The 12,097-nt window shown below is 65.8% G+C and carries 12 protein-coding genes and 1 pseudogene; 10 read left to right on the top strand and 3 right to left on the bottom strand.

Annotated elements, in window-relative coordinates; all coding sequences use genetic code 11:
- Window positions 1-27: 27 nt before the first annotated feature.
- Both H5T60_05765 and H5T60_05760 read left to right on the top strand, forming a co-directional pair.
- Window positions 28-303, top strand: a complete 276-nt coding sequence (locus tag H5T60_05765) for a hypothetical protein (protein ID MBC7241935.1) — start codon at window positions 28-30, stop codon at window positions 301-303.
- Between the two features lie 18 nt (window positions 304-321).
- The gene (locus H5T60_05760) at window positions 322-1,065 is read left to right on the top strand and encodes a bifunctional metallophosphatase/5'-nucleotidase (protein ID MBC7241934.1); all 744 of its coding nucleotides are present in this window, start codon (window positions 322-324) and stop codon (window positions 1,063-1,065) included.
- A gap of 134 nt (window positions 1,066-1,199) precedes the next feature.
- Here H5T60_05760 and H5T60_05755 read toward each other — a convergent pair whose 3' ends face one another.
- From H5T60_05755 to H5T60_05745, 3 genes and pseudogenes are all read right to left on the bottom strand, one after another.
- Window positions 1,200-1,796 carry a helix-turn-helix transcriptional regulator gene (locus tag H5T60_05755; GenBank protein ID MBC7241933.1) on the bottom strand — a complete coding sequence of 199 codons (597 nt, stop codon included), beginning with the start codon at window positions 1,794-1,796 and terminating at the stop codon, window positions 1,200-1,202.
- Window positions 1,797-1,901: 105 nt separating this feature from the next.
- Window positions 1,902-3,173, bottom strand: a complete 1,272-nt coding sequence (locus H5T60_05750; GenBank protein ID MBC7241932.1) for a hypothetical protein — start codon at window positions 3,171-3,173, stop codon at window positions 1,902-1,904.
- A 74-nt stretch (window positions 3,174-3,247) separates the two neighbouring features.
- Window positions 3,248-3,400: pseudogene (locus H5T60_05745) on the bottom strand (Trm112 family protein).
- A gap of 267 nt (window positions 3,401-3,667) precedes the next feature.
- On the opposite strand from H5T60_05745, the gene H5T60_05740 reads away from it, so the two are divergent.
- From H5T60_05740 to H5T60_05705, 8 genes are all read left to right on the top strand, one after another.
- The gene (locus H5T60_05740) at window positions 3,668-4,804 is read left to right on the top strand and encodes a hypothetical protein (GenBank protein ID MBC7241931.1); all 1,137 of its coding nucleotides are present in this window, start codon (window positions 3,668-3,670) and stop codon (window positions 4,802-4,804) included.
- 90 nt (window positions 4,805-4,894) lie between these two features.
- Entirely contained in the window at window positions 4,895-5,146 is a 252-nt protein-coding gene (locus H5T60_05735) for a MoaD/ThiS family protein (protein ID MBC7241930.1), read from the top strand.
- Between the two features lie 78 nt (window positions 5,147-5,224).
- Window positions 5,225-6,364 carry an alanine--glyoxylate aminotransferase family protein gene (locus H5T60_05730; GenBank protein ID MBC7241929.1) on the top strand — a complete coding sequence of 380 codons (1,140 nt, stop codon included), beginning with the start codon at window positions 5,225-5,227 and terminating at the stop codon, window positions 6,362-6,364.
- 73 nt (window positions 6,365-6,437) lie between these two features.
- Window positions 6,438-7,610, top strand: a complete 1,173-nt coding sequence (locus H5T60_05725; protein ID MBC7241928.1) for a (Fe-S)-binding protein — start codon at window positions 6,438-6,440, stop codon at window positions 7,608-7,610.
- 20 nt (window positions 7,611-7,630) lie between these two features.
- Window positions 7,631-9,028 carry an FAD-binding protein gene (locus H5T60_05720; GenBank protein MBC7241927.1) on the top strand — a complete coding sequence of 466 codons (1,398 nt, stop codon included), beginning with the start codon at window positions 7,631-7,633 and terminating at the stop codon, window positions 9,026-9,028.
- Window positions 9,025-10,338: an FAD-binding oxidoreductase gene (locus tag H5T60_05715; GenBank protein ID MBC7241926.1), complete on the top strand. Its 1,314-nt coding sequence runs from the start codon at window positions 9,025-9,027 to the stop codon at window positions 10,336-10,338. The genes H5T60_05720 and H5T60_05715 overlap by 4 nt, the downstream gene beginning before the upstream one ends.
- A 34-nt stretch (window positions 10,339-10,372) precedes the next feature.
- Window positions 10,373-11,659 (top strand): nickel-dependent lactate racemase, encoded by a 1,287-nt coding sequence (gene larA / locus H5T60_05710; protein ID MBC7241925.1) that lies wholly within the window; start codon window positions 10,373-10,375, stop codon window positions 11,657-11,659.
- 9 nt (window positions 11,660-11,668) lie between these two features.
- Window positions 11,669-12,097, top strand: a 429-nt coding sequence (locus H5T60_05705; protein ID MBC7241924.1) for a hypothetical protein, incomplete at its 3' end; no start/stop codon positions are given.

Raw genomic sequence — 12,097 nt, 5'->3', positions numbered from 1 at the left:
ACCGAACCATGGCATAAGGAGGACTGCATGAGCCAACCGACAAAGACCAGGGGGACAGTTGCTCGCCGGCCCGGCCTTATCATGGCGCTGGCGGTGGGGGCGTTCCTGCTGGGCGCGCTGGGTGTGCTGTTATGGCGGGTGCTGGGCGCGCCGGCCGGCGCAGAGATGCCGATCGCCGGCGGGGGCACCGCGGCCGGCAACCTGGTGGCGCGTCCCCCGACCCAATCCCCCACGGCCGCCCCGCTCACCCTGGGAATCGCCCACACCAACGACACCTGGGGCTATCTCTTCCCCTGCGGCTGACGACCCAAGGTCGGTGGAGTGACCCGTCGGGCCACAAAGCTGGATGAATTTCGCGACAGGTTGGTCCATGTGCTGGTGCTGGACGCCGGCGACAGTCTGGTGGGGGATGGAAATTTGGCGGACCGTACCAAAGGCGCCACGAGCGTCGAGGCAATGAACCGGCTGGGCTATGACGCCGCGGCGCTGGGACCGAAGGACCTGGCGTTAGGGGAAGAGGTACTGCGCAAGCGGATGGCCGAGGCGCGCTTTGCCTTCCTGTCGGCCAACGTGCGCGCCGCCGGCACGGGAGAGCTGTTGGCACAGGCCTATGTGGTGCGGGAAATCGGCGGGCACCGTGTTGCCGTCATCGGGCTGACCGAGAAGGTGGATGTGCCGGGGTTCATCATTGACGACCCGCTGGAGACCCTGCGCCGGCTGGTGCCGGAGGTCGCCGCGACCAGCGACATCGTCATCCTGCTGACGCACACGCCGGCCAGCCAGACGCGCCAGCTCCTTCAGGCGGTGCAGGGCATTGATATTGCCGTGAGCGGCGGGGTCGAGCCTCTGCCCAACGGCGAGATGGTGGGGGAGGCGTTCCTGGTGCATGCGGATGTGCCGTCGCCCGGGCATGCCGGCCGGTATCTGGGGCTGGTGACGGCGGTGTTCGATGGGCAGGGCCGGCTGGCGGAGCACAATCAGGAGATCATCGCGCTGATGGAGGATATCCCCGAGGAGCCGGCGATGCTGGACTGGCTGATCAACGAGGCGCCGTATATGGAGTGAGGGGCACGGGTTCGATCGCCAACTGACAGCCCTTTCCGGCGGGGCGCGCGGCCGCGGCGGGGGGACAGGGCGCGGGAGATGGAGGCGCAGATGGATGCGCCGGCGCAGTTATGATGGCGGTCACCTTTATGGATTCAGCGTTTGGGCCGGCTGATGATGGACAGGTAGCGCGCCTCCTCATCCCCCAGGGCGCGCACGCTCTCCAGGAAGCGGTTCTCGAAGTAGATGCTGTCGCCGGCGGCCAGCTCGTAGCGCTCGCCGGCGATGGTGACCTCAATGCGGCCGGCCAGCACCAGGATGCACTCTTCGGAGGGTTCTGCCAGCGGCTGTTGGACCATATTGTCGGCGTCAGCCCGTGCCTTGACCTCGAACACCACCAGGTCGCGCGTCAATTGCGGCGTGACGATCTCATAGGTGACGTTGCCTGGCGGGAAGGTCATGCGCGCCCGCCGGTGATAGCGCACGATGGGCGTGTGATTGGGCGGTTCCCCCATGAGCTGATAAATGGGGAGCTTGAGGGCGTTGGCGATGCGCCGAATGGAGGCCAGGGTCGGGTTGCCGATGCCGCGCTCCAAGTTATTGATGAAAGTAGGGCTCAGATCGGTCATCTTGGCCAGGTCGCGCAGGCTCAGGCCCATCTCCTTGCGCCGGGCACGGATGCGCTCCCCGATACGGAGCCCCACATTGCGGTCGGTCGGATACGTTTCTTCCGGGTCCTGCGGTCCAATCATCTCGTCCCTCCTGTGCGGTATGCATATTGTATACCAGGGGACGATATTGTCAACTATGGCGGAAGTGTGGTACGCACCTCGCCCCGGCCGGCCCTACCTCCTGCGTTACGAGGGTGTGCGGGCGCGCCGGCGCACGGCGAGGTATATCCCCAGCAGACCAACGCCCGGCAGGATACTTAATCCGCAGACCCCGGGAGAGGGCGCCGGAGCCGGCGTGGAGGGAGCCGGCGTGCCGGCAGTCCCTTCCGAGGGGGACGGGGTGCCGGTGGCCGGCAGTTGCCGCGGCCCCAGCCCCAGGCTCTCCCGCCACTGACGGTCCAGCTCGTCCAGCCCGAAGCCGTACACCTTCTGCAGGGCATCCTCCTGATAGGCTCCTTGCTTGAACTCCTGCAGGAGCGCGACCAGCTTCTCGCGCCCATAGGTATCCAGCAGGAACTTCACCAGGCTGTATGACTCGGCGTAAAACAGGTCCACCTTGGCGGGGTCGCCGCTGTAGCCGGACAGGGAGCGGACGGAGATGAGGTCATCCTGTCTGATGGCCTGGTCAAGGGCGCGGCGGTTGCGCGCCGGCAGTTCCCCCTCGGCGTACATGGCCAGCCCCTCGTCCAGCCAGCGCGGCAGGTCGCCGAACGGGTTTTTCGTCGCCAGGCCGACCACGATATGGCTCAGCTCATGAGCCAGGGTCTGTTCCAGGTCCGGTTCACTGCCCAGGAGCAAGAGCGTGTCATCGGCGACCACCATCCCCAATGTCACCGTCATCTCGTCATAGCGCTCACTGCGCGAGGGTAGGGCCAGTCGCATATCGTTTCGATTGGCGTAGACGTAGATGTGGATGGGCTGTTCGAGGGTGACCCCGATCTCCTGTTCCAGCTTTTCCAGCACCTGCAGGGCCTGCTGGAGAAGCCCTTCGGCTTTCCTGGCGTCGCGGTAGGCGTAGACGTGCACCAGGTCGCGGGCATATTCTTGCCAGTCGAAGCGGTCATCCTGATAGATAAAGGAATAGGGGGTAGTGCGGGTTTGCCGGCCGGCGGCGTCGCTGATCTGCCAATAATATGAGATGAGGGCGCCGGGATACAGCGAGCCGGGGAACAACTCCCAGCGCCACTCGGCCTGCACCTGCCGGCCGGGCCGAAATTCCGGATAGGCGCGCGTGACCACGCGGCTGTCCCCCACCCGATAGAAGAGGATGATCGATTGGATATCGGCATCGCTCTGCGCCGTCAAGCGGAAGCGGACTTCCTTGGCAAAGGAGTAGCTGGCGCTGGAATCAAGCACCTGGATGCCGGCGTCCTGGCCCCATACCAGGCCGGCCGGCGCCGTCAGCAGGAGGATGAACAGCACCAGGACAAGGGGAAACCACCTGCGAGATCGCTTCATTTTCGTCAACCCTTGGGCGGAGGCACGGGCAGTTGATCCGCCGGCGTCGTGCTCCAGCGGTTCCCGATCTCCTCCAACATGAACGGGATATCATCAATAATCGGGTACTTGCGGCCGCACTCCTGGCACACCAGCCAGCACTCTTTCACCAGCTCCAGCAGTCCCTCCCGACCCTGCGGGGCGCAGTGGGGACAGCGCAGGATGGAGAGCAGTTCCTGGTCAATCATGAGATGGCCTCCTTGCGGCTGGGCGTTGGTATTTGCCGGCCGTAGTATAGCACAAGAAGTGCAGAGGTTCAATTCTCCCCGACTTGCCGCACAAAAGACTGCCCCTCAACCGATCGAGCGGGCAGAGGAGAGGCCGGGAAAGCGGCCCATGTCCCATCCGTGGGTGAGGGCCTCTGGGCCTCGCCGGCTTTGACACGCCGGCGGCGTTGTGGTACATTCCGTTCGGATGGTCTGATCATCACAACACTTCGGGGCAGGAGGGAGAATATGGTGAGCATGACCCCGCGCCAGAGGGTGCTGGCGGCGCTCAACCACCAGGAAGTGGATCGCGTACCCATTGACCTCGGCGGCACGCCCAACAGCACCATTTGCACCGGCGCATATCTGCGCCTGGCCGAGTTTCTGGGGGTACCCATTACCTCCCCCAAGGTCATCAACCTGGCCTTCGAGATCGTGGAGATGGACGAAGCTGTCCTGCGGCTCTTGCCCGTGGATACCCGGCCGCTGTTCATCAATCCGCCGGCGCGCTCGCGCACGCGCTGGATGGATGACTCCACCTTTGTGGATGAATGGGGCATCACTTACCGCCGGCCGGCCGGCTGGCCGCAATTCGACATGATCGCTCACCCCCTGGCCGAGGCCACGCTGGCGGATGTCGAGCGCTTCGAGGGGCCGGATGTGGAGGATGAGGGGCGCTACGCCGGCCTGCGCGAGAAAGCTCGTCAGCTCCATGAGGATACTGATTACGCCGTCTGCGCCTCGACGCTGGACACCACCCTCTTCGACCGCGCCTGCTGGCTGAGGGGCACGGCGCGCTTCCTGATGGACCTTCTGCTGGACCCACCCTTTGCCCTAGCACTGCTGGAGAAGGTGGCGCAGATCCAGTTCCGCCGGCTGGAGCGCTTCCTCCAGGAAGTCGGCCCCTATGTGGACGTGGTCATGGTCTCCGACGACATGGGCATCCAGACGGGGCCGCTCTTGAGCCCGGAGCTGTACCGCAAAATGGTAAAGCCCTTTCACCGCCGCTATATGGAGCTGATCCGGCGCTGGACGGACGCCAAGATCGTCGTGCATGCCTGCGGGAGCATTGTGGACCTGGTGGAGGATTACATCGAGATCGGGGTGGATGCGCTGAACCCGATGCAGGTGTCCGCCGCCGGCATGTCGCCGGAGAACCTGAAAGCCCGCTTTGCCGGCCGTATGGCCTTCTGGGGCGGCATTGACACCCAACGGCTCCTGCCGCGCGGCACGCCGGAAGAGGTGCGGGCCGCCGTCCGCCATACCATTGATGTGATGAACCATTCGGGCGGGTACGTGCTGGCGGCGGTGCACAACATCCAGGACGATGTCCCGCCGGAAAACATCTGGGCCATGCTCGATGAGGCGGCGCATTACCGACCATGAGCTGGGCACTGTGATTTCGCACGGTTTGGCGGCGCGGTGAAACCGGGTTATAATTATCCCGAGTTTCACGTGCTGGATCAAGGAGGTACGATGTCGCCGGCAACCGTGCACATCCGGCTCTATTCCATTCTGCGCAAGTTCGCTCAGGAACACGGCTACGACGGCCACCTCACCCTGCAGGTCGAGGAAGGTACGACGATAGATCAGATTCGCGAGCGCATTGGCATCCCCCCGCGCTGGGCAAATCGCTATCTGAAAGAGGCCAGACCCTTGCCCCCTGATTATGTGGTTCAAGATGGCGATGTGATTGACATCCTGCCGCCGACCATCGGCGGGGGATGAAAACAGCCGGCCGGCGGGTGTGCCCCCCATTTTATAGTTTATCAAGGAGAGAGGCGCATGAAAGGTCGAAAACTGCTGATGATTCCCGGCCCGATCGAGTTCGACCCGGCGGTACTGCGGGAGATGGGGAAACCCACCACCAGCCACCTAGACCCCTGGTTTATGGAGCAGTTCGGCCAGGCGCTGGAACGCATGCGCGAGGTGTTCATGTCCCCCAGCGGCCAGCCCTTTATCGTCGCTGGCACCGGTACCCTGGCCATGGACATGGCCGGCGCCAACCTGATCGAGCCAGGCGATCGGGCGCTGGTGGTGAACACGGGCTACTTCGGCGACCGCTTCGGCGCCCTGATGGAGCGCTACGGCGCGCAGGTGGACCATGTGCGGGCCGAGGTCGGCGACATGCCGGCCCTGGAGCAGGTGGAAGAGGCCCTGCGATCCCATTCCTATAAGCTCGTCACGGTCACCCAGGTGGACACTTCCACCGGCGTGCTGGCGGACGTGAAGGGCGTGGCGGCGCTGGCGCGCCAGTACGGCGCGCTGGCCGTGGTGGACGGCGTCTGCTCGGTCGCCGGCGAGGAACTGCGTATGGACGAATGGGGGGTGGACCTGGCGCTGACCGCCTCTCAGAAGGCCGTTGGTGCCCCGCCGGGGTTGGCGCTGGTGGTGGCCGGCCCGCGCGCCCTGGAAGCCTGGCGCAAGCGCAAGATGCCCGTCTGCAACTACTACGCCGATTTCGGCAATTGGCTGCCCATCATGGAGGCCTACGAGGCGCGCAAGCCGGCCTACTTCGGCACGCCGGCGGTCAACCTCATCGCCGCCCTCAACGTCAGCCTGGGACAGATCCTGGCCGAGGGCATGGAGGCGCGCATTGCCCGGCACCGCAAGCTCAGCGACGCCTGCAAGGCCGGCGTCACGGCGCTCGGCCTGCGCCAACTGCCGCGCGAGCACTGCCGGGCCCATACGATGACCGCGCCGTATTATCCCGAAGGGGTGGATGCCGCGCTGGTGGGGAAGATCGGAGCCGCCGGCGTCATCGTGGCCGGCGGACTGCATCCCGCCTGCCGGGCGCAGTATTTCCGCATCGGACATATGGGCGCCCACACGCCGGCCGATATCTTGGCGGTGATGGGCGCGCTGGAGAGCGCCCTGGCCGCCAGCGGCTACGCCTTCGAGCACGGCGCCGGCGTAGCCGCCGCTCAGAAGGTGTTCCTGAGCTGAGACATAACCCCAGCCCCAGCCCCAACCGCAGGCTGGGGCTGGGCATCCCAAGGCCTGTCAACGGAGGTGCGGGGTGGACTTCAAAGAACTGCTCGCCCCCTACATGGACGAAATGCTCCGCTGTACGCGATGCGGCTTCTGTCAGGCGGCATGCCCCACGTATGATGCCCTGCGCATGGAATCGGCGGTGGCGCGCGGCAAAATTCAGCTACTGCTCTCGGTGCTGAACGGCCGGCTGGAACTCAGCCCCAAGCTGAGCTATTACGTGTACCGCTGTCTGGACTGCCGGCTGTGCCAGCAAACCTGCCTGAGCGGTGTCCGCACTGACGAGATCTTCGAGGGGGCGCGCCGCTGGCTGGCCCATGTGGATGCCCTGCCGGCCCCGCTCCGGGCGCTGGAGGAGCGCGTGTTCACCAGCCACAACATCGCCGGCGAGGACAATACCCACCGCACCTTGTGGCAGGAGAACATCAACCTGGAGGTGCCCGCCGGCCAGCCGGCGGAAGTGGTCTTCTTCGTCGGGTGCGTCGCCAGCCTGTATCCCATGGTCTACAGCATTCCCCAGGCCTTCGTCCAGGTGCTCCAGCGCGCCGGCGTCACCTTCACCACCCTGGGCGGCGAGGAGTGGTGCTGTGGCTATCCCCTCATCTCCGCTGGGCGCGATGTGGAGCCGCTCATCGAGCATAATATCCGCGCCGTGGAAGCATTGGGGGCACGCTGGCTGATCACTTCCTGTCCCTCCTGCTACCATACCTGGAAGCTGAAGTATCCGCCGGCCTCCTTCCAGGTGGTGCATGCTACCGAACTGCTGGCGGCGCTGATAGATGAAGGGCGCATTGTGCCGGCCCACCCGCCGGCACTGCGCCGGGCCGGGGACACTGCCGGCCCCCTGCGCGTGACCTATCATGACCCCTGCGACCTGGGCCGCAAGAGCGGCGTCTACGATGCCCCGCGCCATGTCATCACTTCCCTGCCGGGGGTGGAGCTGGTGGAAATGTCCACCCATCACGCCCTGGCCACCTGCTGTGGGGGCGGCGGGAACCTGGAATCCATTGACCCGGAGCTTTCGGCGCAGATCGCCGGCCGCCGGCTGGCTCAGGCCCAGCAGGTCAAGGCAGAGGTGATCGTGACGGCCTGCCAACAGTGCCAGCGCACCCTGGGCATGGCCGCACGGCGTCAGCGCCTGCGCATGCCCGTTATGGATGTGGCGGAGCTACTGCTGTCCACCCTGGAGGAGCCGGCCTGATGCCGGCAGGGAGCAGTGCAATGATAGACGAGAGCACCCTTCACGCCTTGCGGGAAATTGTTGGCCCGGAGCATGTGCTGACGGACCCGGAGGATCTCCTGCTCTATGCCTATGACGCGTCCATCCATTCCGGCCGGCCGGATGTGGTGGTTTTCCCGGAGAGCACGGAGCAGGTCTCCCGCATTATGGCGCTGGCACATGCCCACCGCATACCCATTATCCCGCGCGGGGGCGGCACCAACCTGAGCGGAGGCTCTGTGGCCTCCCAAGGTGGCATTGTGCTGACCCTTTCGCGCATGACAAAGGTGCGCGAGATTGATATCCCCAATCAGCGCGCCGTGGTGGAGGCCGGCCTGTACAACCTGACCCTGCAGGAGATCCTTGCGCCGTACGGCTACCTGTACGCGCCGGACCCAGCCAGCCAGAAAGTCTCCACCCTGGGCGGCAACGTGGCGGAGAACGCCGGCGGCCCCCACTGCCTGAAGTACGGCGTCACCACCAACCATGTGCTGGGACTGGAAGTGGTGCTGTACGACGGCCGGGTGATCCAGCTCGGCGGCAAAGCGTTTGACACCCCCGGCTATGACCTGGTGGGCCTGCTGGTCGGTTCCGAGGGCACCCTGGGGGTCGTCACCGCAGTGACGGTGCGCCTCCTGCATGTGCCCGAGGCCATCAAGACCATGCTCGCTATCTTCGACGACCTGGACGGCGCCAGCCAGGCGGTATCCGACATCATCGCCGCCGGCATCGTGCCGGCCACGCTGGAGATGATGGACCAGTTGATGATGCGCGCCGTCGAGGAGGCCACCCATGCCGGCTATCCTACCGACGCCGAGGCGGTGCTCATCATCGAGCTGGACGGTCTGAAAGACGGCATGGAGGAGATCGCCGAGCAGATTGTGGACATTTGCCGGCGCAACCGCGCCCGGGCGGTGCAGGTGGCGCGGAGCGCGGAGGAGCGGGACAAGCTGTGGGCCGGCCGGCGCGGTGCCTTCGGCGCCACGGGCCGTATCAAGCCGGCCTACCTGGTCAACGACGGCACGGTGCCCCGCACCGCCCTTCCACAGGTCCTGCGCCAGGTGCGGGAGATCGGCCAGCGCTACGGCCTGCCCATCGGCAACGTCTTCCATGCCGGCGATGGCAACCTGCACCCGCTCATCCTCTTTGATCCGCGCGAGGAGGGTATTTTGGAGCTGGTGGAGCGCGCCGGCGCGGAAATTATGCGCATTTGTGTGGAGGCCGGCGGCACCATCACCGGCGAGCACGGCATCGGGCTGGAGAAAATCCACGGCATGCCGCTGATCGCCTCGCCGGCCGCCATCCAGGCCATGCGGTGGGTGAAAGAAGCGTTTGACCCGATTGACCTGCTCAACCCCGGCAAAGTCCTGCCGCAAACCAGCAAGGGAGTTCCATCATGAATCCCGAAGAGATGCTGACCAAGCTGGAGAGTCTGCTTGCACCGCATCAGGTGATTATATCGGACCTGTGTTCCGCGTATGAGGTGGATGGCCGCCGGCCGTCCATCGTGGCGCGCCCCCAGGATGCCGGCGAGGTGGGGAAACTGCTGGCGCTGTGCTCGCGCGAGGGCTGGGGGGTCATCCCCTGGGGAAGCGGCACGCAGATGGGCATCGGCAACATCCCCCGCCGCTACGACGTGGCGCTGGACCTGGGTGCGCTGGACGAGGTTGTGGATTATGACGCGCCGAATTTGACGCTGACCGCCGGCGCCGGCTGCACCCTGCGCACCCTGCAGGAGCTTGTGGAAGGCAAACGCCAGCTTCTGCCCCTGGACCCGCCGGCGGCCGAACGGGCAACGCTGGGGGGCGTGGTGGCCGCCAATGCCTTCGGCCCATCCCGCCTGCGCTACGGCGCAGCGCGCGATATTGTGCTGGGAATGCAGGTGGCGCTGACGAACGGTGAGGTGATCGACGTGGGCGGGAAAACGGTCAAGAACGTCGCCGGCTATGACCTGACCCGCGCCTTTATCGGTTCCTACGGCACCCTGGGCGTCATCACGCGCGTGACCTGCCGGCTCTTCCCCATGCCGCCCGAGCGCCGCTGGATGCTGATCGGCTTTGACCGCGCCGGCGATGCCTTTGCCTTCGTCCAGCAGGTGCTCGATTCCGTCCTCCTGCCCACCTCCCTCGACCTGGTGCAGGGGCGCGTGGTGCCGAACCGCTCGGATGTATCCCTGTGGGGCGTCATTGGGCTGGAAGGAACGCCGGAGGTCATCCAGCGGCAGTACCGGGACCTGAGCACCATAGCCGCCAGTGCGCACGCCCGCCATGTGGAACAGTTGGCCGACGAGGAATCAGAGGGCCAGCAAATCCGCCAACTGGTGCAGGATATGCCGGCCGTTTCGCCGGAACCCTTGGTGGCGCGCCTGTATGTGCCCATCTCGGCGGTGGGCAGTCTCTGGTCCGCCGTCCAGCACCTGGAGGCGGAGGGCCAGGCCAGCCTGAACCTGCTGGCGCGCCCCGGCCTGGGCGTGCTGTACCTGATGGCACAAGCGCGGGATGCGCATCTCTCGCTGATCGCCTCGACCCTGCAGTCGCTGGCCGGCGAGATGGGCGGCCACGCCATCATCGAACGCATCCCGGTGGAGCACAAGGCACATCTAGACGTCTGGGGCACGCCCCGCCCCGATTGGCCGCTGATGCAGGCGCTCAAGGCGCGCTTCGACCCTGCCGGCATCCTTTCGCCCGGGCGCTTTATCGGCCGGCTGTGAGCACGGCCCCTATACATACACCTGGTGAGGCCCCATGTCCGATGATATCGTGATTTCACTGCCGTATGGGGATACTAACCTTTCTTTCCACCTGCCCCGCCGCAACCTGCTCGGCGTCATGACGCCGGCGGACGTGCCGGCCGCGGCGGATCCCGCCGCCCTCATGCGGCAGGCCCTGCGGGAGCCGGTGGGCCGGCCGCCCCTGCGGGACCTCGTGCGGCCCGGCCAGCGCATCGTCATCATCGTGGATGACATGACCCGTCCCACCCCCCAGCACGTCCTGCTCCCTCCTTTGCTGGAGGAGCTGGAGGCCGCCGGCAGAAACCTCCACATCGAGATTCTCATCGCGACCGGTACCCATCGGGCCATGACGCCGGCGGAAATCGAGCACAAGGTGGGCCGGCAGGTCATGTCCGCCTATCCCGTCATCAATCACGACGCCATGGACTGGGCCAACCTGGTGCATCTGGGCACCACGCCCAACGGCACTCCCATTGTGGTGAACCGCCGCGTGGTGGAGGCTGATTTGGTGGTGGCGGTGGGCAACACGGTGCCGCACTGCCTGGCCGGCTGGTCCGGCGGCGCGAAAATCATCCAGCCGGGCGTCTGCGGCGAGGAAACCACGCATCACACCCATGCGCTGAACATGTACAGCCCGGTGCCGCACCTGGGCCGGCTGGATAATCCCGTCCGCCAGGAGATCGAGGCGATTGTCCAGAGGGTGCGGCTGGACTGTATGATCAACACCGTGCTGAACGCCAGGGCGGAAGTGGTGCACGTCGTGGCCGGCGACCCCTATCACTCGCACCGGCGCGCCGTCGAGCTGGCGACCCCGATCTGGGTGCGGCCGGTGCCGGTCATGCCGGATATCGTGGTCATCTCCTCGCATCCTGCTGATCTGGACTATTGGCAGGGCGTCAAGGCGCTCTATGCCGCCGAGCTGGTGGTCAAACGCGGCGGCGATATCATCCTTGTCTCCCCGTGCTGGGAGGGAATTTCCACCAACCCTCGCCATCTGGAGGCCATGCGGCTGGCGCAAGGACTGCCTTCCAAGGCCATCCGCCACGAGGCGGCACGCCGAGGCTTTACGGATTGGACGGGGCTGAACACCGCCGTCGTGGCGGCGCGGGTCAATGAGCTGGCCTATGTGCAGATGGTGACCAGCGGGTTGAGCGATGACGACCTGGCGGTAGTGGGGCATGCGCCGGCGGAGAGCATCGAGGCCGGCCTGGCGCGTGCCTTCGCCCGCCAGGGGGAGCATGCGAAAGTACTGGTCATCACCCACGGCGGCGACCTCTGTCCAGTCTTGCGGTCGGAGTGAGTCCAGTCCATGTCAGGGGCACCTGCGCCGGCGCGCCGGCAGGATGGGAAATGGCCGGCATTGCGCATACCGCTGGGCATGATGGTGCTCTTCTGGGGCCTGGGCATCGCCCTATGGCGCGCCACTGGCCGGCCCTTTTACCTCTTCAACTTCGGTTACATCGGCTCAGCCGTCGGGCTGGGCATGACGGCCTTCATCCTCGCACCGCGCCGGCGGAAGCCCTGGGGCCGCCGGCTGGCGCAGTTCCTGGTGGGCTCCTATATGCTGGTCTTCCTGGGCCTTCTCCAGCGCGAGAACATGCAGTTGGAGGGCTTTTTCTTTTACCTGCTGGCCGGCATTTTCGCCGGCTCGGTCATCCATTACCTGGTGGCCAAGATCGTCGGGCCGTTGATCTTTCAGCGGGGATGGTGCGGATGGTCCTGCTGGACGGCCATGATC

Source organism: Anaerolineae bacterium, from assembly GCA_014360855.1.
Lineage (GTDB): Bacteria > Chloroflexota > Anaerolineae > JACIWP01 > JACIWP01 > JACIWP01.
Note: the sequence above shows the minus strand (reverse complement) of the source record. Positions and strands in the feature narration are given on the sequence as shown.

Excerpts from the sequence above, each read along its gene's own strand:
- H5T60_05750 (MBC7241932.1), bottom strand. The coding sequence starts at position 3,173 with ATGAAGCGATCTCGCAGGTGGTTTCCCCTTGTCCTGGTGCTGTTCATC.
- H5T60_05740 (MBC7241931.1), top strand. The coding sequence starts at position 3,668 with ATGGTGAGCATGACCCCGCGCCAGAGGGTGCTGGCGGCGCTCAACCAC.
- H5T60_05765 (MBC7241935.1), top strand. The coding sequence starts at position 28 with ATGAGCCAACCGACAAAGACCAGGGGGACAGTTGCTCGCCGGCCCGGC.
- H5T60_05755 (MBC7241933.1), bottom strand. The coding sequence starts at position 1,796 with ATGATTGGACCGCAGGACCCGGAAGAAACGTATCCGACCGACCGCAAT.
- H5T60_05715 (MBC7241926.1), top strand. The coding sequence starts at position 9,025 with ATGAATCCCGAAGAGATGCTGACCAAGCTGGAGAGTCTGCTTGCACCG.
- larA (MBC7241925.1), top strand. The coding sequence starts at position 10,373 with ATGTCCGATGATATCGTGATTTCACTGCCGTATGGGGATACTAACCTT.
- H5T60_05720 (MBC7241927.1), top strand. The coding sequence starts at position 7,631 with ATGATAGACGAGAGCACCCTTCACGCCTTGCGGGAAATTGTTGGCCCG.
- H5T60_05730 (MBC7241929.1), top strand. The coding sequence starts at position 5,225 with ATGATTCCCGGCCCGATCGAGTTCGACCCGGCGGTACTGCGGGAGATG.
- H5T60_05735 (MBC7241930.1), top strand. The coding sequence starts at position 4,895 with ATGTCGCCGGCAACCGTGCACATCCGGCTCTATTCCATTCTGCGCAAG.